This is a genomic window from Lignipirellula cremea, from assembly GCF_056501455.1.
Window position 1 is genome coordinate 1,999,182 of the sequence record NZ_CM151415.1, and the last position, 21,799, is coordinate 2,020,980.

12 protein-coding genes are annotated in these 21,799 nt (G+C 65.8%); 10 read left to right on the forward strand and 2 right to left on the reverse strand.

The annotated features are described in order from the left end of the window. Positions 1-85 precede the first annotated feature (85 nt). The gene (locus SH602x_RS07755) at positions 86-1,651 is read left to right on the forward strand and encodes an aldehyde dehydrogenase (NADP(+)) (protein WP_479476239.1); all 1,566 of its coding nucleotides are present in this window, start codon (positions 86-88) and stop codon (positions 1,649-1,651) included. Between the two features lie 6 nt (positions 1,652-1,657). On the opposite strand, the gene SH602x_RS07760 is transcribed toward SH602x_RS07755, so the two are convergent. Further along, positions 1,658-3,334, reverse strand: a complete 1,677-nt coding sequence (locus tag SH602x_RS07760) for a zinc ribbon domain-containing protein (protein ID WP_479476240.1) — start codon at positions 3,332-3,334, stop codon at positions 1,658-1,660. A gap of 680 nt (positions 3,335-4,014) precedes the next feature. On the opposite strand from SH602x_RS07760, the gene SH602x_RS07765 reads away from it, so the two are divergent. Next, a complete protein-coding gene (locus SH602x_RS07765) occupies positions 4,015-5,205 on the forward strand; it encodes a glycosyltransferase family 4 protein (RefSeq protein ID WP_479476241.1) in 1,191 nt (396 codons plus the stop codon). 115 nt (positions 5,206-5,320) lie between these two features. Here the strand turns inward: SH602x_RS07765 and SH602x_RS07770 are convergent, their stop codons facing one another. After that, entirely contained in the window at positions 5,321-6,376 is a 1,056-nt protein-coding gene (locus tag SH602x_RS07770) for a hypothetical protein (protein WP_479476242.1), read from the reverse strand. Between the two features lie 515 nt (positions 6,377-6,891). Between SH602x_RS07770 and miaB the strand changes: the two genes are divergently transcribed. The 8 genes from miaB to SH602x_RS07810 all read left to right on the forward strand — a co-directional run bounded on the left by miaB (position 6,892) and on the right by SH602x_RS07810 (position 21,783). Continuing rightward, positions 6,892-8,358, forward strand: coding sequence for a tRNA (N6-isopentenyl adenosine(37)-C2)-methylthiotransferase MiaB (gene miaB / locus SH602x_RS07775; RefSeq protein WP_479476243.1), 1,467 nt, complete (start codon positions 6,892-6,894; stop codon positions 8,356-8,358). Positions 8,359-8,422: 64 nt separating this feature from the next. Then, positions 8,423-8,803 carry a hypothetical protein gene (locus SH602x_RS07780; RefSeq protein WP_479476244.1) on the forward strand — a complete coding sequence of 127 codons (381 nt, stop codon included), beginning with the start codon at positions 8,423-8,425 and terminating at the stop codon, positions 8,801-8,803. 23 nt (positions 8,804-8,826) lie between these two features. Beyond that, entirely contained in the window at positions 8,827-9,351 is a 525-nt protein-coding gene (locus SH602x_RS07785; protein ID WP_479476245.1) for a DinB family protein, read from the forward strand. Positions 9,352-9,707: 356 nt separating this feature from the next. Further along, positions 9,708-11,837, forward strand: a complete 2,130-nt coding sequence (locus SH602x_RS07790; RefSeq protein ID WP_479476246.1) for a TonB-dependent receptor plug domain-containing protein — start codon at positions 9,708-9,710, stop codon at positions 11,835-11,837. A gap of 247 nt (positions 11,838-12,084) precedes the next feature. Further along, the gene (locus tag SH602x_RS07795; protein WP_479476247.1) at positions 12,085-12,699 is read left to right on the forward strand and encodes a thioredoxin family protein; all 615 of its coding nucleotides are present in this window, start codon (positions 12,085-12,087) and stop codon (positions 12,697-12,699) included. 168 nt (positions 12,700-12,867) lie between these two features. Continuing rightward, positions 12,868-13,638, forward strand: a complete 771-nt coding sequence (gene hisA / locus SH602x_RS07800) for a 1-(5-phosphoribosyl)-5-[(5-phosphoribosylamino)methylideneamino]imidazole-4-carboxamide isomerase (protein WP_479476248.1) — start codon at positions 12,868-12,870, stop codon at positions 13,636-13,638. A 147-nt stretch (positions 13,639-13,785) separates the two neighbouring features. Then, positions 13,786-15,876, forward strand: coding sequence for an elongation factor G (locus tag SH602x_RS07805; RefSeq protein ID WP_479476249.1), 2,091 nt, complete (start codon positions 13,786-13,788; stop codon positions 15,874-15,876). A 774-nt stretch (positions 15,877-16,650) separates the two neighbouring features. After that, positions 16,651-21,783 (forward strand): DUF1549 domain-containing protein, encoded by a 5,133-nt coding sequence (locus SH602x_RS07810; RefSeq protein WP_479476250.1) that lies wholly within the window; start codon positions 16,651-16,653, stop codon positions 21,781-21,783. Positions 21,784-21,799 lie beyond the last annotated feature (16 nt).

A 21,799-nucleotide genomic window follows, 5' to 3' on the forward strand; every position in this document is an offset into this window, starting at 1 on the left:
GGCGTGAGCCCTCCGAGTTCTCGAGCCGGAACGACATTCTGCATTCCTCGGAGGGCTCACGCCCTCCGCTCAGGTAGAAGCCAACATGGAACCTGTACTGATCGCCGGAATCTGGCGTGCCGCGGAAGCGGCGGGATCGTTTCGCGCCGTCGACCCCATGACGCGCAAGACGGCGGACGCGGAGTTTCCCGTCAGCGCGTGGTCCGACGTCGATGCCGCGCTCGAGGCCGCGCAGCAGGCGTTCGAGAAGCTTGCTGTGCTGCCCGGCGAGAAGATCGCCGAGTTCCTCGAAACGTACGCGACCGAGATCGAAAAGGAGAAGGATCGGCTCGTCGAAGCCGCTCACGCGGAGACCGGCTATCCCAAGTCGCCGCGGCTGGCGGACGTCGAACTGCCGCGCACGACGAATCAGCTTCGCCTCGCCGCCCAGGCCGCCAGGACGGAGAACTGGCGCACGCCGATCCTCGACACGAAGGCCAACATCCGCAGCGCCCGCTCGGGCATCGGACCGGTCGTCGTCATGGGGCCGAACAACTTCCCGTTCGCCTTCGGCAGCGTCTCGGGCGGCGACTTCGCCGCGGCGATCGCGGCCCATTGCCCGGTCATCGCGAAGGCTCATCCCAGCCATCCGCGCACGACGCAGCTTTTCGCGGAAGCGGCCCATCGCGCGTTGCACGCCACGGGGTTGCCGCTTTCGACGGTGCAGGTTCTGTACGGGATGGATCCCGCCGACGGCCTTCGCATGGTCGCCGATCCCCGCGTCGGCGCGACCGCCTTCACCGGAAGTCGGCGGGGCGGGCTCGCTCTGAAGGAGGCCGCCGACCGCGCAGGCAAACCGATCTATCTGGAACTTTCGAGCGTCAACCCCGTCGCCATCCTGCCGGGAGCTCTGAAGGAACGAGGCGCGGAACTGGCCGACGAATTCGTCGGCAGCGTCCTGATGGGCGCCGGTCAGTTCTGCACCAATCCAGGCGTCGTGCTGCTCGTGGAGTGCGAAGAAGCCCAGGCTTTCGTCGATGCGGTCGCGAAGAAGTTCGACGCGGCCCCGGGCGGATGCCTGTTGAACGAAGGCGTGCTCGACGGACTCTCCCGCAGCGTCGAAGCGATCTCCGCCAGCGGTGCCAAGGCGCTCACGACCGGCGGAGCGCCCCATCCGACCGCCTTCTCGATGCCCAACGTTCTGCTGGAAGTCGACGGTCAGGCCTTCCTGCAGCAGCCCGACAAGTTTCAGCGGGAGGCCTTCGGCAACGCGGCGCTGATCGTGCGCGTCGCAGATCCGGACCAGCTCTCGGAGATCTGCGCTAGCGTAGAGGGCTCGCTGACCGCGTGCGTCTATTCGGCGAAGGACGGCGCCGACGACGCGACGTACGACGCGATCGAGCCCCTCCTCCGCCGGCGTTGCGGGCGACTGCTCAACGACAAGATGCCGACCGGCGTCGCGGTCTCGCCCGCGATGAATCACGGCGGACCCTACCCCTCCACGGGACACCCCGGCTTCACCGCCGTCGGCATTCCGACTTCGATCGTCCGCTTCACGACGCTCGACTGCTACGACGCCGTGAGATCCCACCGCCTGCCCGCGTGGCTGACCGACGAGCCCCGCATCGACGGCCTCTGGCGACTCGTCGACGGGGAATGGAAGCGGTCTTAGTTGCCTCTACCGCCAGATCAGCAATTCGGGAAACTCGTACTGCAGGTTCTGCACGCCGAGCGCGGTGACCTGCGTGTCGCGGACGACGAGGAACTTCAGGTTCTTGTAGAACCGCAGAATGGCGATCCCCTGGTCCGTCACCGACGAGCCCTCCAGGTCGAGCACGTCGGTCGTTTCGAGCTCCGGCATGTGATCGAGCGCCGCGTCGTCGAAGTCTCGCGTTCTGCGTTCGATCACGCCCAGCGGGATCGTCGACTTGTGGAAGAACTTCCACCCGGAGAGCCGCTGGATCTGAAGCATGGCCCACCAGGGATTGAACGGGTCCGAGCCGCGGGGGCCGGGGATCAGGCAGGCCGCCGTCAGCACGACGACCGCCATCCCGACAGGCACGACCAGGCAGAACGCGAAGAGCCCGATCACGGACCACAGGATCGTGATAGCCGCCAGCGTGCCGATCGGAACCAGCACCCAGAAAAGCACCTTCAGGCCGGCGACGGTCGCGTGTTCGTGAAGATGCTGCTTGAGCCAGAAGTCGAAGCCCCCGACCTGCTCCTTCGGCTCCTTGTAGTTCTTCACCACCCTTTTGAGTCGCAGGTGGTACCCGCACCGGTCGCACAGTTCCACATCGCGCTGCAGCGGTGCGCGGCACTGTGGGCAGGCGACCTCCTGCGCGGCCAAAATTCGGTGACGCGGAACCCACTCCGTCTTCGCCGGCGCGAGCACGCGCGAGGCGTCCGTCAGGTGGCCTGATCCAGTCACGGAAGCAGCGAGCGGCGCCGTGTCGAAGCCCGCCGGCACCGGCCCCACTCCTGGAAGCGGCGCGGAGAGCCAGTCGTCCGCCGGTCCCTGGGGCCGAGTATCGTCGACCGCGAAGTTGCCGAGGTCGATCCCCGCCCCTGCGCCGCCTGTTCCCGTCGAAGCCGCAGTTTCTTCGTCGGAGCCCGCGGCGGAGCCAGCGACGTATTCGTCATAGGCGTCCCCCTGATAGACGGGCGCATGGGCTCGGGATGACGTCGCCGACGTCGGAGCCGATGGCGGGACCGCCGCCGCGGAAACCCGGTAGTCCTCCGCGTCGTCGTCATCCATCAGCGCTTTGACGCGAGTGTTGATCGGCGGCGGATCATCGTCCTTCGCGAACGTCAGCCAGGGATCTTGCTCCGCTTGTCGGATTGGCGTCGGGGCGCCGCCTTCGTCGTCATCGCCTGCCGACAGATCGCCGACGCTGAGGGGCTCGTCCTCCGGCGACTTCTTCGCCTGATCAGGGGCCTTGGAAGGAACCGCCTGGGCGGGAGCCTTCGCGGCCTCATTCGCCGGGGTCGGCGAGGCCTGCGTCGGAGTCGCAGTCGCCTGAGCCGCTTTGACGCTCGCGATCGTCCCCTTCGCCCCCTGGCCGGCAGTTCGAGGAGCCGACGCGGAAGGAACGCCGTGCGTTCGCGGGACGAGCGGCGCCAGTTGAAACTCGTCGTCGAGACCTGGCGCCGGCGCATCAGGTTCCTGCCGCGGAGCCAGGTCCTCGAAGAATGCCGCGGAGGGGACGTCGATCGGCGCGTCGCAGACCGGACAATCGAGTTTGCGACCCGCCTGGTCGACGGTCGCCTCGATCCGTCCGGGGCAGAGTTCGTACTTCTGCGTTTCCGGATCGAACCAGGCCGGAGCTTTGCACTTCAGAACCAGCGTTCGCATCGAGACTCGCGATCCCGTAACAGCCCGTTGATATTCGCCGTCGTGGCGACAATCACGCTCGGCAAGTTCGAAACAAGTTTCTCTCGCCTCGCAGAACAGCGGAAAAGCCGCTGTTCTGGCGCCGCATCCGTTCGGCGAACGCAGCCCATTGAGATAATCAACGGGCTGCTAAGAAGAGAGTGGCACCAGGATTATATTCGTCGAAGGGAGCCGACCTCGGACGCATTCGCCCCGAGCGAACCGATTAGCCCGCGCCGTTCCGGCCCGCAGAATCGGACTTTTCGCCGACGACCGGCAGAGTTCGCCGCGCTTCGCCCGATGAAACGTTCGTCGCCGCGGGAGGGAATGCGGCGACCGACAACGGGGGGGACGTCGTACCGCGTCACGGCGGCTTCGCGTCTCCAGCGTCCCGACTTCCTCAGCGCTGCCGACCGGACGCCCCAGCGGTCGTGCGAATAGCGAGGAAGCGGGTCTGCGATATTCTCGGTTGCGTCCGATTCGCCGCGGGGGGAGCCCGCGCCTGATCGAATCGCGAGCCGAAACGTCCGCCGCGCGGGAGCCTCGCGGACGAGATGCGTGCCAACGCCTCGCACGGAAGGAGAGGTCGAAGCCTTCCGTCGCGCGTGCGTCGGTGACGTTCCCCCCTGCCCCGGCAGTCGCCGGTCAGTCATGCCTGCCCGATGAACCAGCCGGTATCGCCGATTCCTGCCGCGTCCGCCGGATCGCCGCCGCAGCGCCGGCTGTTTCTTATCCACGGGCTCTCGGCCGGCGGTAGCGAGAAGGTCGCCGTCGAGTTGACCGCGCACTGGGCCGCCTGCGGCTATCCGACGGCGCTCGTGACGCTGGCTTCCGCGAAGGACGACCGCTTTAGCGTCGGACCGGGCGTCGAGCGGATCGGTCTGGACTGCCTGGGTCACTCGCGCGGTCCGCTCGCCGCGATCGGCGCCAATCGGCAACGCGTCCGCCGGATTCGTGAATCGGTCGCTGCGTTCGCCCCCGACGCGGTCGTCAGTTTCAACGACCGGACGAACGTGCTCGCCGCGCTCGCGCTTCGCCGGCGGAACTTTCCGCTCATCGTTTCGGAACGGAGCGATCCTCGGTCCCGCGCCCGGGAGCCGATCTGGTCCGCCTTGCGACGCTGGACCTATCCGACGACCGACGCGGTCGTAATTCCCAGCCAGGGATTTCTCGCATGGGCGGAGAGCGTCGCGAACAAGGCGCCGGTGTTCGTCGTCCCGAACGCCTGCTGGTCCGCCGCCGGCGATGGGGGAGAAGCGCCGCACGATTCAGAGCGCGAGACGATCGTGCTCGGGATGGGGCGCTTCGACCGTCCGAAGGGGTTCGACCTGCTGATCGAGGCGTTCGCCCAGATTGCGCCGCGATGGCCCGAGTGGCGCCTGCGCCTGGTGGGCGAGGGTCCGGAACGGGAGGCTCTGCTCCGTCAGGCGACCGACGCGGGACTCGGCAGCCAGTTCGAGATGCTCCCGTGGGCCAGCGACCCCGCCCAACGATTCCGCGCGGCGAAGATCTTCGTACTTCCGTCACGGGGAGAAGGTTTTCCGAACGTGCTGGTCGAAGCGATGGCGGCGGGTCTGGCGACGATCTCGTTCGATTGCCGCAGCGGTCCGTCCGACGTCATTCGCCCCGGACATGACGGCCTGCTGATCGAGACCGGCGACACGTTCGCGCTCGCGGCAGCGCTGCATCGCATGATCGGTGACGACGCCTTCCGCATCGCCTGCGCCCGGCGAGCGCAGGACGTTCGCGACCGCTTCTCGCCCGCCTCCGTCTTCGCGAAGTGGGAAGAAGTTCTCACGGCAGTTAAATGCAATCGTATGGGCGAGCGCACGGAAAAACGCCGCCCGGAATGAACCGGACGGCGTCGTGCAGCGACGGCGAAGATCAGGAAGTCGAACTTAGGAGTCGCGCCGTTCGGTCGTGAGTGAGCGAGGGGCGAAGCTCGCGTTCACGATCGCTTCGCAGACCTTACTTCACCGAGTACCACTTGCTGCGGCTCGAGGAAACGTCCGCTCCGCCAGCCGGGACGTCCGAAGGCGAAGGAGCGGGAGGCACGTCCTCGATCGCCGGGGCCAGCGTCGGCTCCGGTTCGATCGTCGGCATCGGCATCGTGGCCGGAGCCGACATCGGTTCCGCATAAGCCGGCGACGCATAACCGGGCGAGGCGTAGTTCACGCCGCAGTTCGGCTCGACGCCGCAGGCCGGGGCCGCACAAGCGACTTCGGCACAGCAGCCCGAGTGACCATGGCCGCCGCAGCGGTGCAGGCCGAGCAGCGACAGGATCGGGCGGTGGCAGCAATGCTTCCGTCCGCCGTAGCTTCCGCTGCAGCTATCCGCACAAGCCGGAGCCGCCGCACAAGTCGGTTCGCAGCCGCAGGCCGCTTCCACTTCGCAACCGCACGCCGGCTCTTCGCAGCACGAGGGAGCCGAGCAGCAACCCTTTTGCTTGCACGAGAAGAGGACGTCCAGCAGGCTGCGACGGTGACCGCAGTGACGGGCGCCCGAGCACGACGACGCACACGAGGTCGCGACGCCGCAGGTCGGTTCGCAACCGCACGCCGGAGCCGCACAGGCGGGAGCCGGAGCGGCACAGGTCGGTTCGCAGCCGCAGGCCGCTTCGACCTCGCAACCGCAAGCCGGTTCCGCCGCACACGACGGCGTCGAGCAGCAGGTCTGCTTGTGGCCGCAGTTATGCAGCCCCAGCAGGTTCAGGATGCCGAGGTGCTTCCGGTGACCGCAGTGGCCCCCGGCACACGACGACGGAGCCGCACAGGTCGGCTCGCAACCGCAGGCGGGAGCGGTGGCGAGGTCGCAGCCGCAAGCCGGGCTCGTGTCGCAACCGCAGGCAGCCGCATGATGTCCGACCTGGGCGATGACGCCCGGCTCGTACGTCTCGGACTGCGCGACGCTGACCGTTTCGTCCGCGACGAAACGGATGACGCCGCCCGGTTCGCTCGCGAAGACCGGGACGCAGAGCGCCGCGGATGCGAGAACCGAGAAGAACGCCTTCAAGGGAAACTTCATGTTTCCTCCTCCATGATGGGGCGGGAATGACTGGGGAATTCGAGAAGCGGCCCGGCATGCGTTCAGAAATGCATTCGTCCGGACGCTGCGACGCACGCTGCATCGCCTCGACGAGGTGCTTATCGGAGCGCCGGCGAGCGAGAAATCGCGATTCCCGAGGGCGCTCTCGCGACCCGCTTCCCGCGTGCGACAGGGGTTTCGGGAAGAGTCTCGCCCGTACGAAGATCGAGCGCTTCCGGCGTTCCGCGATCTTGCGGAGTCCTTTGCCCACTCCGCACAGCTTCCGCGAGTAGAGGCCGTATGCGGAGGAGAATCGTCACGCTCTCGCGTCCCGATCCGGCGAAACCGGTCGTCGCCGGTCTCTGCAGGCAGAGTCCCCTGATTCCCCGCGACAGGAACGGCCCCTACGCGTACGATGAAAGGCTTTACCGGAACCGCCCGGAACCGGCGCCGACGATCCAGCGAACGAGTGCGCGGGGATCGATCGAGCGAGCCGTCCGCCCCTTCGCGTCGCCATGTCGAAGAAGCTTTACATCGAAACCGTCGGCTGCCAGATGAACATGCTGGACAGCGAGATGGTGGTCGCCAGTCTCCGCCGGCAGGGATACGAACTGACCGCCGAAGTCGAAGGCGCCGACGTCATCCTGTTCAACACCTGCTCCGTACGCGAGCAGTCGGAGAACAAGACCTACAGCGCGCTCGGGCGCCTGCGCGACCTGAAGAAGCGTCGCCCGGAGACCGTGCTCGGCGTGCTGGGCTGCATGGCACAGAAAGATCAGAAGCTGATCTTCGAGCGGGCGCCCTTCGTCGATTTGATCGTCGGACCGGGGCAGTTGCACCAGACGCCCGAGCTGATCGAGAAGTATCAGATCCAGCCCGGCCGCTACGAAGCGCTCAGCCGGAAGCGAAACGACGGAACGCTCGAACAGATCAAACGGAGTCACGAGACGTTCGATCCGCTTCGCGATCCCTCGATGCGGCCCAGCCCCGCGCAGGCGTTCCTGCGGATTCAGATCGGCTGCGACAAGTTCTGCACCTACTGCATCGTGCCGATGACCCGAGGTCCCGAACAGGGTCGACCGCCCGCGCAGATCGTCGAAGAGGCACGGATCCTCGTCGAGCAGGGGACGCTGGAGATCACCCTGCTCGGGCAGACGGTCAATTCGTATCGCTATCGCGACGGCGGCGTCACGACGCGGCTCTCCGATCTGCTCGAGCAGCTCTCCGCCATCGACGGACTGAAGCGGATCAAGTTCGTCACGAACTATCCGAAAGACATGACCGACGACCTGCTCACGGCGATTCGCGAGCTGCCGAAGGTTTCGCCCTACCTGCATGTCCCGGCCCAGAGCGGATCGAATGACGTGCTGAAGCGGATGAAGCGCGGCTACACGGTCGAAGAGTACCGCGACATGATGCAGCGGATTCGCGAGAGCGTGCCGGGCTACGCCGTGTCGAGCGATTTCATCGTCGGCTTCTCGGGCGAAACCGAGGCGGAGTTCCAGGCGACGGTCGACCTGCTCCGCGAATGCCGCTTCAAGAACAGCTTCATCTTCAAGTACAGCGAACGCCCCGGCACGAAGGCCGAGGAGCGCCTGACCGACGACGTCCCGTTCGAGGTCAAGCAGCGCCGGAACAACGAACTGCTGGCGATTCAGAACGAGATCAGCGAGGAGATGAACGTCCCCTTCATCGGACAGACCGTCGAGATCCTCGTCGAAGGCCCCAGCAAGCGACAAGCCCGCGAAACGGAGGACCCGATCTTCGACGCCCGCGACGAAGCCGACGCCCTCGCCCGCTTCGACGGCCCGATCCAGCTTACCGGACGCACGAAGTGCGACCGGATCGTGGTCTTCGACGGCCAGCCCCGCCTGATCGGGAACCTGATCGACGTCGCCATCTACGACGTCAGCCCCTTCACGATGTTCGGCGCCGTGAAGACCGCCCACGCCGGCGCCGGCGAGCTGATGCAGTTGCAGTAGGCGTTCGATCTGCTTCCGAGCGGGGGACGAAAGTCCCCCGAGGCCGTCTGCGAAGCGGAGCACGATGTCTCGCCGCGTTTCGATCCGCTTCACGAATGAGGACGAAGCGCTGACCGGCGTGCATGAGTACGAAGTCGAGAGACCCTCCCGTTACTTTCTCGACCAGATTCGCGATCGCTTGATCAGTCGCGGGGTCGATTGCACTGAGACGTACGAACGCAGCTTCTACGGCTGGGAGATGCATGCGACGCTGCACGGTCGTCGCTTCCAGATCGTGATGCAGGTCGGCGAAGAGTGGTATGTCGACATCGAGCAGTACGGGCTCTTCAACTGGCTGACCGGACGCCGCCCGCATGACGAGTGCCTGGACCTTCTCGGCGCCTACGTGCTGGAGTGGGCTCGGTCCGAAACGTCGGGCGTCACCGATGCTCGCATCGCCGACTGACAGCGAGCTTTCCTAATCTGTTTATGCCTGACGAACTTCGCGACTGTCTGCTGCGTCAACTCGATATCGCGTGGGCGCTGACGAGCTACCACCTCGAAGGCCTCTCCACCGAAGAATGTCTCTGGCGACCTGCGGCGAAAGGCCTACAAGTTCAGCAGGGCACTGACGGCGTCTGGCGAGCCGAGTGGCCCGACCATGAGGGCTACGACCTCGGCCCGCCCAGCATCGCCTGGCTGACGTGGCACATCGGCTTCTGGTGGTCGACGGCGCTCGACCATGCCTTCGACGACGGGAAGCTCAAACGCGAAGACGTCGTGTGGCCAGGCTCTGCCGATGCCGTCCGGTCGTGGATCGGCGAACTGCACGATCGCTGGCGGTCGGAGCTTGAACGCCTCTCCGACGACGACCTGCGTTCGACCGATCGAACGCGCTGGCCCTTCCAGGATCGCCCCTTCGCCGATGCGGTCGCGTGGGTCAACGTCGAACTGATGAAGAACGCCGCCGAGATCGGCTACGCGCGATTCCTTTATGCCGTGCGATCGACGTAGGCTTGCAGGACGCGGCTGAACGGTTCCGGTCGTAGGGGTCGGCGGGAAGGCGCGTGAAAGTCGCGGTGCGACGATCGCGCGAGTCGCGTGCATGCTGCCCGCCGCGACGATCGTGCCTGAAGCGACAGCCCGGCCAGAAGAACGGCGCCGCCGGCACGATCCGCTCGATCCTTTCGCTAGACGCTGAGAGGCACGCCGAACGGACTGCGTGTCGACGCGACGGGCGAAACGGATTCGCTCGCGGCGACTCGGCGAATGGACGCCGCGGCAAGCGATCGTCAGGCATCGATTCTTCGTTCGGAAAACGAGAGCGAGCCTGCCGCGCTGCCGGCGCAAGATCGACGGAGCGATGCTGCATGGATGTGCCTCTCTCGCGCGGAACCGCGTTCGCGGTCCGTCGCGCTCTGTTTTCGTTCGTCGCCGGACCCGCGATCGGCGGAGCGGCGACGTTCGCGTTCGCTCCTGACGCGCAGGCTCAGCCGCCGGTCGTACCGCCCATCGTGGTCGAGGACGCGAACGGCGAAGAGACGGTCGAGTCTCCCCCCGTCGCTGCGCCGGAGCCCCCCCCTGCGCCGCCGATGACCGGCGACCTGCCGCTGCTGCCGGAGACTCGCGTCGTCGGCGAACGAGCTCCCGCGGCGGAACCGTCGACTGCCCTGTCGTCCGGTCCCGAGGCCGTCGGTTCGGCCGGCTCTGCGACCGGCGGATCGCCCGATCGCTTTCCGGCAGAACCGCTGACCCGCGGCGATCTTGTCTCGCCCGGCGGAGCGCCGATCGCCGCGGTCCGGACGGGAACTTCCGTCACGGTCATCACCGAGGAACAGATCCGCCAGTCGCGATATCCGACGGTCGTTGAGATTCTGCGTCACGCGCCTGGCGTCAACGTCGTGCAGAGCGGCGGACCGGGTCGCGCGGCCAGCGTCTTCATCCGCGGCGCCAACTCGGAACATACGAAGGTGCTGCTCGACGGCATCCCGATGAACGACGCCAGCAATCCGACGCGGGCGTTCGACTTCGGCAACCTGGCCGTCGACAACATTGAACGGATCGAGATCCTGAGGGGCCCCCAGAGCGCGGGCTTCGGCTCCGACGCGATCGGCGGCGTGATCAACATCATCACCAAGCGCGGCAACGGTCCCGCGACCGCTCGCGTCGAAGCGCAGGGGGGCTACTTCGGGACGCATCGCGAAGCGGTCAACGTCTCGGGCGGCAACGAGCGCTTCTACTACTCGTTCGGCGGATCGTACTACGGCACGGACGGCTTCTCCCAGGTCGACGGCGGAACCGAGGCCGACGGCTTCGGCCTCGGCACGCTTTCGGGACGCCTGGGCTGGAACCTCGGGAACGACCTGAATCTCGATTACGTGATGCGGTACATCGACGGCGATACGGAGATCGACGACTTCGGCGTCGACAACCCCATCCGCCGGAATCTGTCGAAGCAGTTCTTTCAGCGCGTGCAACTTCAGCACGACGGCCTCGGCGGGGCGTTCGTCCAGCGGGTCGGTTTCGACGTCGCCGATCAGGATCGCCAGGACACCGATCCGGGTGCGTTCGGCGTGCCCCTGTTCCATGGGCGAACGCAGACCTTCGATTACACGTTCGAGGCGGAGTTGCTGCCTGAGAACACGCTCGTCGGCGGCGTCGACTACGCGCACGAAGAGGCGTTTTCCACGTTCGATCCGACCGCGCGTCAGTTCGACACGGGCATCTTCCTGGAAGATCGCTTCGCCTGGGGCGAGCGGCTCTTCTTCACCGCGGCGGTTCGTCGGGACGAGCACAGCGTCGCCGGCTCCGCCACGACCTATCGCGTGACGGGCGCCTACCTCGCGCCTGAGGTGGGAGGTCGTCTGCACGCGAGCTCCGGGACCGGCTTTCGCGCCCCGTCGCTGGCGCAGTCGCTCTTCACGCTCAGCCCCGGATTGCGACCCGAGTTCAGCAAGGGCTGGGACGTCGGGTACGAGACGACGTTCGCGGACGGAGTGGCGGTCTGGGACGTGACGTACTTCAACAACCGCTTCCGCGACCTGATCGTGTACGACTTCGCCACGAACGCGAACGTCAACCTCGCGAACTCGCAGGCCCACGGCGTGGAGACCAGCCTGTTCGTGCAGTTGACCGACGTCTGGTCGATGACGGGGAACTATACCTACACCGACTCGCTCGATCTGGACAACAACGAGATCCTGCCCCGGCGACCCCGACACCAGACGTCCGTCACGCTGCAGCGGCCCTGGCTGGATAACCGCCTGGATACGTCCTTCACGACGCTCTACGTCAGCGAGCGGCTGGACTTTCCGACCGCGTTCGGCGGGCTCTACCTGAAGGACTACATCGTCTGCTACGCCAACGCGAACTATCGCATGAGCGAAAGGACGACACTGTTCGGACGGATCGACAACGTCTTCGGCGAGAACTATCAGGAAGCAGGCGGATTCGCGACCGCCGGCTTCTCGATCTTCGGCGGAGCGGAGATGCGGTTCTAGAACGGCGTCTTCCGTAGGTCAGGTCGAAGGCTCTGTGTGGCATGCCCACATCTCCGAAGGAAGGGTGGGCATGTTTAAGGCCGGCCGAACCTTACATGCCCACCCTGCTGGCGCGATGTGGGCATGCCACAAGTGACAGGGAAGACTGGTCGAACCGCTACAAGAACGACCGCCGTCGGCACGATGCAGCGACGCGGGGTAAACTGGAGCGGACAAGTTCCTTCGCTACTTCGATCGGGAGATCCCGATGACCCGCCTGCTGTTCGCTTTCCTGATCGCGCTGTCGCTCGGCGTCGCGAGTCCGGCGCTGGCCGGGAAGTACAACGACGTGCTGAGCGTCGGTGACAAGGCGCCCGAGTTCGAGCCGCTGCCCGCGGTCGACGGGACGAAGAAGTCGCTCGCCGACTTCGACGCCAAGGTTCTGGTCGTCGTCTTCACCTGCAACAGTTGCCCGATCGCCCAGGACTACGAGGATCGGATCGTCGCCCTCGCCGAGAAGCACAAGGGCGATGTCGCGGTCGTGGCGATCAACCCGAACAAGGTCCCTGCCGACAGTCTGGAAAAGATGAAGGAGCGGGCCGAGGAGAAGAAGTTCCCCTTCGCGTATTTGCAGGACGAAACGCAGGTCGTCGCGAAGTCGTTCGGGGCCTACGCCACTCCGGAGTTCTATGTCCTCTCGCCCGAACGCACGATTCTTTACATGGGCGCGATGGACGATTCCAGCGCCGCTTCGAAGGTGAAGAAGACGTATCTGGAAGACGCCGTCGCCGCCGCCCTCGCCGGCAAGGCGTCGGAGACGACCGAGACCTTCGCCCACGGATGCAAGATTCGGTACGAGAAGGTAAGACGGACGGAGGATTAGCTCCTCCTGTAGGGCTGGCGCCCTCGCCTGCCACGAAGCTCGTACCAGCCGCATGGCAGGCGAGGGCGCCAGCCCTACGAAACGAGACGCGTTCAGAATTACCTTGCCCCTGACCTGAACCAGGCGCAGAATGCGCCCTGGTCGCCTGAGAAGAGACGGATTCGCCTGATGCATATCTGGCCGGCAATCGACCTGCGACACGGGAAAGCCGTTCGTCTTCGCCAAGGCGATTACGACCGGATGACGACCTTCTCGGACGACCCCGCTGCCGTCGCCGAATCTTTCATCGCGAAGGGCGCGCGGCACCTGCACGTCGTCGATCTCGACGCCGCGAAAGACGGCAGCTCCGCCAACGGCGACGCCATTCGCCGCATCGTCGCCGCGGTCAAACGCATTCACCCCGACGTTCAGGTGCAGCTCGGCGGCGGCGTCCGCGACGAGGCGACGATCGCTCGCCTGCTCGACCTGGGAATCTGCCGCCTGGTCGTCGGCACCAAGGCGATGACCGATCCCGCCTGGCTCGAAGAGATGGCGACGAAGTACCCGCGCAAGATCGTCGTCGGACTCGACGCGAAGGACGGCTTCGTCGCGACGCACGGCTGGATCGAATCGTCGGGCCGCGACGTGCTGGAAGCCGCCCGGGCGGTCGACCATCTGCCGCTCGCGGGCATCGTCTATACCGACATCGCGCGCGACGGAATGATGCAGGGCGCGAATGTCGAGGCGATGCGCGCCATGTGCGAAGCGGTCCAGACCCCCGTGGTCGCCTCGGGCGGCGTGACCGCGTTGAACGATCTTCATGCGCTCGCCGGCGTCGGCCTCGACGGCTGCATCGTCGGACGCGCTCTTTACGAAGGAGCCATCGAACTGGAAGACGCCCTCGCCATCGGTCGAGGGGAAGGACACCTTTTGCGACAGGCCAGCCCGCCCAGCGCCTGACTTTCCCTCGACCGCCTCCCGGCGTTCGAGGGTCTCCTGCTGAGAACGAGCGAGTCTCGCCTGCCGCCCGCCGACCGGTGCACGAAGCGCCTGCCGGGATTGGGAAGCAGGGAAGCGAACTCCTCTTCTTATCTCAGGAGACGCCTCATGGCTGTCCACGCGTCCGACTATCGGAATCTGGTTCTGTGCGGTCACGGCTCGTGCGGAAAGACGACGCTCGCCGACCGGATGCTCTTCGAGACGGGCGCCGTCTCGGCTGAACCCTCCGTCGATCGCGAAACGAGCGTCTGCGACTTCGACCCCGAAGAGAAGGCGCACCATCATTCGGTCGAGGCGACGCTCGTCCATTTCCCGTTCGAGGGCAAGCGCTTTCAGGTTCTCGACGCCCCCGGCCGGGTCGACTTCGTCGGGCAACTGATCGAGTCGCTCTACGCGGTCGAGAACGCCGTCGTCGTAATCGACGCCCACGCGGGGGTCGAGGTCAACACCCGCCGCGCGCAGCAGCATGCGGAACGGCTGGGCCTGTCGCGGTTCATCGTCATCGACAAGATCGACCGCACGGACATCGACGTCGAGGGCCTGCTGGACCAGGTCCGCGGCCTCTGGGGCAAGCGCTGCGTCGTCGTCAACGTGCCCGACGCGCTGGGCGAAGCCTGCTCCTGCACGATCGACCTGATCGACGACGAAGGCGCCTCGTCGCAGGTCGCCGACGTCGAGGCCCTGCGCGCGGAGCTGATCGAAACCCTCGTCGAACGGGACGAATCCGTACTGGAGAAGTATCTCGACGGGGAAATGCCGTCGCAGGAGACTCTCCGCACGCTGCTGCATGACGCCGTCCACTCGGGCGAAGTCGTGCCCTTGGCGTTCGCCTGCGGCAGGACGGGCTGCGGCGTGAAGAGCTTCCTGAAGCTGATCGCCGATCATGGTCGTTCGCCCGAGGACTTCCCCCTGAAGGCGACCCGCGGCGAAGAGACGGTCGAACTGCATCCTGAACCGCAGGGCGAGATCGTCGCGCGGGTCTTCAAGACGCGCATCGATCCGTATCTGGGCAAGCTCAGCTTCGTGCGGGTCTACTCCGGCACGCTGAAGAAGGACGAAGGCGTACATGCCTCCGGCGTGCGGAAGAACGTCCGCCTGCACGCGATGTACGACATCCAGGGCGAACAGGCGACGCCGGTCGAATCGGCCGGCCCGGGCGCAATGATCGCCATCGCGAAGCTGGACGATCTGCACACCGGCACTCTGCTCGGCGAAGTGGAACTCGAACCGATGGTCTTCCCGACGCCGATGGTCGGACTGGCCGTGCTGCCCAAGAGTCGCGGGGACGAGGCGAAGCTCTCCGTCGCGCTGCACAAGATCCTGGAGGAGGACCCCACGTTCCGGCTGGATCGCGATCCGCAGACCAAGGAACTGGTCATGAACGGGATGTCCGAGCGGCATCTCACGCTGATCCAGGAACGCCTCCACCGTCGCGATAAGCTGGACGTGGAGACCCACGCGCCGAAAATCCCCTATCGCGAAACCATTCAGTCCGAAGGGGAAGGCTCCTATCGCCACCGCAAACAGACCGGCGGTCGGGGGCAGTTCGGCGAGGTCCACATCCGCATGTATCCCTTCCCGACGGGTCAGACGCCGGAACAGTTCTTCGAAGAGAACCATCTGGCGCAGATGAAGTCCTGGAAGTACGACGAGGCGAATCACTTCTTGTTCGTCGATTCGATCGTCGGCGGCTCGATCCCGCATAACTTCTTGCCGGCGATCGAGAAGGGCTTCCACGAACGCCTGGAGACGGGCGTCATCGCCGGCTGCCGCGTGCAGGACATCTGCGTCGAGGTCTTCTACGGCAAGCACCACCCGGTCGACAGTTCCGAGCAGGCGTTCAAGACCGCCGCGCGAATGGCGTTCAAGCACGTCTTCGAGCAATGCTCGCCGACGCTGCTGGAACCGATCGTGAAGCTGGAGGTGACCGTGCCGGAGCAGTACGTCGGCGACATTTACGGCGACATCTCCGCCCGCGGCGGGCGCGTGCTCGGCAGCGAATCGCTCGGCGCCGGCGTGCAGGTGGTCAACTGCGAAGCGCCGCTGCGGGAACTCTCCGGCTACGCCCGAACGCTGACCGGCATGACCGCCGGACAGGGGACCTTCTCGATGGACTTCTGCCGGTACGAGGCCATGCCTCATAACTACCGCCAGGAGGTCGTCGGATCGGCTCTCGTCACCGCGGACGACGACGCGTAGGGAAGGGCTCACTCGCAGAGTGCGCTGTCGCGAAGAACGCGGCCGGACGAACCGGTCGCGTTTCCGAATTCCGCATTCGACGTCGAAGCAGTTGGTCGAAGCAGAAAACTCGATTGCTTGGCGGATCAGGCGAGCGAGGAGGGCCGTAACGTGCCCCATCGCCCCCTTGCGGGGAGATAGTGCAAAAAACGGTTGATCGGCGGGGACGGATGCAGTAGGATTCGGTTTGCGGCGGCCCGTTCGGAGTTTGCTTCCGGAAGGACTTTCCGCACCCGCCTGCCGACGCTCTCGGCTACCGCGACCTCGATGGGTCGACGGATCGGCGTAGACACGTATCCCGGCGCTTCTTCGTCGCGAAATGGTTCGCGCGGGTCGCCTGACGCGTCTCCGATCGCGAACCGGCTCTGCCGACGTTCGAAACCGCCACGGCGTTCGCATGACGAACGGTCGCGTGCGAAGGCTCGATTCAGGTTCGAAAGGCGCTACCCGTCACGGCCGTGAGAACGGTGCGTGAGGTTCGGCGCTGACGGCATGCCCGCGCTGCTTCGCGACGCGGGCATGGCACAAGTAAGCCCTCAAGATCAGCAATCGACGCGTGACGTGTCGGTCTCCACGGAGGGCTCACGCCCTCCGCTCGCCAGGGACCGACGACGCACGCGAACAAGAAGCTCTCCCTCCCCGACATCCCGCCCGCATAGTAACCCCGCCTCGACGGTTCGCGACTCGCTCGCGGACGGACGACGCGCGATTCAGGCAGCGATCGATATGACGTTCATGCACGCTTTTCGCCGGTCGTCGCTAGCGCTTCTCGCGGCGCTCCTTCCTGGCGCTTTTCTTGCCGCCGAGGAAGCGGCCCCGGCCTCGAACGGGGTGAGCTACTTCCGCGACGTGCGACCGATCCTGCAGGCGTCGTGCCAGGGCTGCCATCAGCCGTCGAAAGCCGAAGGCGAGTACGACATGACCTCGTTCGCCGCGCTCCTGGCGCCGGGCGAGTCGACCGAGACGCCGATCGTGCCGGGCAAGCCGGAGGAGAGCTATCTGCTGTCGCAGATCGCGATTCATGACGGCAAGGCAGCGATGCCCAAGGACAAGGATCCGCTCCGTCCCGATCAGATCGACCTGGTGAAGAACTGGATCGCGCAGGGCGCCCAGGACGATACGCCTGCCGACGCCCAGCGGAAGTTCGACGCCGAGCATCCGCCCGTCTATACGCGGCCGATGGCGCTGGTCGCGCTCGACGCGTCCCCGACGGAGAACCTCCTGGCGGTGGGCGGGCTGAACGAGGTCTTCCTGTTCGACACGACCAACGGCGATCGCGTCGCCCGGCTGATCGGCCTGTCGGAGCGGATTCAATCCGTCGCCTTTTCTCCCGACGGCAAGCACCTGGCCGCGGCAGGCGGCGACCCGGGTCGTCGGGGCGAGATTCAAATCTGGAACGTCGCCGATCGCAAGCTGGAGCGGGCGATCCCCGTCACGTTCGATACGCTCTTCGGCGCGAGCTGGTCGTCAGACAACAAGACGGTCGCCGTCGGCTGCACCGACAACACCGTCCGCGCGTTCGATATCACGACCGGCGAGCAGACGCTCTATCAGGGGGCGCATGCCGACTGGGCGCTCGATACGACGTTCTCGCCGGACGGGTCGCACCTGATCTCGGTCGGTCGCGACATGACGGCCAAGCTGACCGAGGTGGCGACCGAGCGCTTCATCGACAACGTGACGTCGATCACGCCCGGCGCTCTCAAGGGGGGCGTCCACTCGGTCATCATGCATCCGACGCGGAACGAAATCGTCGTCGGCGGGTCGGACGGCGTTCCGCAGGTCTATCGCATCTTCCGGGAAACCGCCCGGCAGATCGGCGACAACGCCAACCTGATCAAGGCGCTCCCCGCGATGAAGGGCCGCATCTGGTCGGTCGACGTGAGCCCCAGCGCCCGGTACATCGCCGCGGGGAGCAGTCTGGACGGGTCGGGCGAGGTCAGCGTCTTCTCCTACGACTTCGACGGCACGGTGCCGCCCGCGATCAAGAAGATTCTTGGCAAGCGGACCAACAAGCAGACCGATGCGGAGAAGAAGAAGCTGGCCGCCTACGTCAAGGCGGGCAGCGAGAAGCTCTATCAGATCGACCTGCCCACGGCGGTCTACGCCGTGCGATTCTCCGGCGACGGCTCCAAGCTCTTCGTCGGCTGCTCGGATGGGCTCGTACGGGTGTACGACGCGGAGTACGGCTCGCTGGTCGGAATGCTTTCGCCCGCCCCGGTCGAGGCCCAGCAGATCGCCGCCGCGCCGGCCGCCACCGAGAACGCCGCGGCTGATGGCTTCTTCCCCGGCACGTCCTTCGTCTCCACGAACGCGGAAGCCAAGACCGACGCCGCGGCTGCCGATGGGCAACTGCCGATCCCGGCGCTGAAGGCGCTGACGGTCGAGCCGGCGCAAGCGAAGCTCTCGGGGCCGTTCGCCTATGCACAACTACTGGTCACCGGCCGAACGACCGACGACCGCGACGTCGACCTAACGCACCTGGCTACCTATGAGATCCAGGGCGAAGGCCCGACCGTCGAGCCGGGCGGACTGATTCGCGCGTCCAAGCCGGGCGAGCAGTCGATCGTCGTGAAGGTCGGCGATCAGACGGCGACCGTGAAGGTCGTTACGACCGATTTCCCTGCCGAGGGTCAGCTTCCCGCGATCGACTACCTGCAGGACGTGACGCCGGTCATGTCGAAGATGGGATGCAACGCCGGGACGTGCCACGGCAGCCTGGCGGGGAAGAACGGCTTCAAGCTCTCGCTTCGCGGTTACGACGCGGAGTACGACGTGCGGGCGCTGACCGACGACCTGATGGGACGCCGGGTGAACCTCGCGTTTCCCGAGAAGAGCCTGATGCTGCTCAAGGCGACGGGCCAGACGCCGCACGTCGGCGGTCAACTCTGTCAGCCGGGCGATCCCTACTATCGCGTGCTGCACCAGTGGATTTCGCAGGGGGCCAAGCTGAAACGCGAAGCGCCCCGCATCAAGTCGATCGTCGTGCAGCCCTCTTCGCCGGTCATCGACGCCATCGGGTCGCAGCAGCAGTTCCGGGTCGTCGCGACGTTCACCGACGGCATCGAACGCGACGTCACGCGGGAGGCCTTCCTCTCCAGCGGCAACACGGAGGTCGCGACCGTCGACGACAAGGGCCTGGTCACGACGGTTCGTCGCGGCGAGGCGGCGATCCTCGTTCGCTACGAAGGCGCGTACGCCGCGGCGACGCTGACCGTGATGGGCGATCGCTCGGGCTTCGTCTGGGAAGATCAGCTGGCGAACAGCGAGATCGACAAGCTCGTCGCCGACAAGTGGCGGGTGATGAAGATCCTGCCGTCGAATCTCTGCACCGACGCGGAGTTCGTTCGCAGGGTCTACTTCGATCTGACCGGTCTGCCGCCCTCTTCGGAAGAAGCGGGAGCCTTCATCGACGATCCGCGTCCGACGCAGGTCAAACGCGACGAGCTGATCGACAAGCTGGCGGCAAGCCCTGCTTTCGTCGATCACTGGACCAACAAGTGGGCCGACCTGCTTCAGGTGAACGGCAAGTTCCTGGGCGGCGAAGGGGCCAACGCCTTCCACGCCTGGATCCGGTCGCAGGTCGAAAAGAACGTCCCCTACGACCAGTTCGTGCGGGAGATCCTGACCGCGAAGGGCTCCAACAAGGAGAATCCCGCGGCGTCGTATTACAAGATCCTCCGCGAACCGGCGGAGACGATGGAGAACACGACGCACCTCTTCCTGGGCGTGCGGTTCAACTGCAACAAGTGCCACGATCATCCGTTCGAACGCTGGACCCAGGACCAGTACTACGAGACGGCGGCTTACTTCGCCCGCGTCGGCCTGGAGAAGGATCCGGCCAGCGCGGACAAGACCATCGGCGGCACCGCCGTCGAGGGCGCCAAGCCGCTGTACGAGATCGTCGTCGACAAGGGCGACGGGGAGATGAAGCACGACCGGACCGGTCAGCCGGCGCCGCCGAAGTTCCCGTACCACGTCTCGGTCGACGTCCCGGCGGAAGCGACGCGGCGGGAACAGCTCGCCGCGTGGATGACCTCGCCGGAGAATCCCTACTTCGCGAAGTCGTACGCCAACCGCATCTGGGGCTACCTGCTCGGCACCGGGATCATCGAACCGCTCGACGATATCCGCGCGGGCAACCCGCCCAGCAATCCGGAACTGCTCGATCACCTGACGAACCAGTTCGTCGAATCGAACTTCGACGTCCGGAAGCTGATCACGACGATCTGCAAGTCGCGAACGTATCAGCTTTCGATCGAGACGAACCAATGGAACGACGGGGACAGCGTCAACTACTCGCATGCGAAGCCCCGCCGGCTTCCTGCCGAGGCGCTGTACGACGCGATCTATGCGGTCACCGGATCGAAGCCCAGCATCCCCGGCGGCAAGGCGACGAACGTCGCCGACGGCGCCTACAAGCTGGAGAGCGGCTTCCTGGCCAACCTCGGCAAGCCGGCTCGCGAGAGCGCCTGCGAATGCGAGCGGTCGAGCGAACTGCAACTCGGTCCCGTCATGGCGCTCGTCAGCGGACCCGACGTCGCCCAGGCGATCGGCGCGTCCGATAACGCCATCGCGAAGCTCGTCGCGGAGACTCCGGACGACGGGGCGCTGGTCGACGCGCTGACGATGCGGGTCTTCTCTCGCCATGCGAAGGAAAGCGAAATCGCCGCGTTCAAGAACGCCATGCTGGAAATGGATGCCGATCACGCGTCGCTGCTCTCCGCTCGCGACGCACGCAAGGCGGAGGTCGAAACGCTGAAGGCCGTCTGGGCCAAGGAACGCGAAGACGCCATCGCCTCCGCCACGAAGGAGCGCGACGATCACGCAGCCGCTATCAAGCCCGACCGGGATAAGCGGGAGGCCGATCGGCTCGCCCTGGTCGCGAAGCTCGAAGGCGAGATGACGGCGCTCGACAGCCAAGCCGAAGCGAAGATCGCCGAATGGTCCGCCGCAGCGGGGAACGATCCCTGGACTGTGCTCACGCCCACGTCGATGGACTTCGGCGCCGAGACCGTCGGCACGATTCAGGAGGACGGTTCGGTCCTGCTGAGCGGCAAGCGGCAGAAGGCGACCTACAAGCTGACGCTGCCGATGAACCTGGAGGGGGCGACGGCCATTCGCTTCGAAGCGCTGGCGGACGACTCGCTTCCGGCGAAGGGACCGGGCCGGGCGGATAACGGCAACTTCGTGCTGCAGGAATTCGTGCTCCGCTGGGTCTCGAAGAGCGATCCGGCGAAGAAGACCGACGTGAAGTTGAAGAACCCGTACGCCGACTTCGCGCAGGGGAACTTCAGCGCCGCCGCGACGATCGACGGCAACAAGGACGCCGCCGGCAACGGCTGGGCGGTCTCGCCCTCGTTCGGACAGACGCACTGGCTGACGTTCGACGCCGAGGCGCCGTTCGGCGACGGCGAAGGGGCGTCGCTGGAGATCGAGCTGCCGCAGGTCTACGACGATACGCACCAGATCGGTCGCTTCCGGATTTCGGTCGCGAAGCTCGATACGCCGGTCGGACCGTCTTACTCGGGGCAGACGTTCGCCCTGCTGAAGACGCCTGCCGATCAGCGGACCGACGCGCAGAAGGCGGAACTCATCGCGCTCTATAAGACTCGCGACGAGGCCTACAACAAGAAGTCGGCGGAACTGGCCGAGGCGCGAAAGCCTTTGCCTCCCGACGCGAAACTCGTCATGCTCGAAGAGAAGATCAAGGCGGTCAGCGCTCCCGTGCAGGACGATCCGCGACTGGCCCAACTCGAAGCCGACGTCCTCGTCAGCGAGAGCCAACTGACGAACAAACGTCTCACCGCGGCCCAGGATTTCGTCTGGGCGCTGATCAACCACCCGTCGTTTTTGTTCAACCGGTAAGACTTGAAGCAAGCAG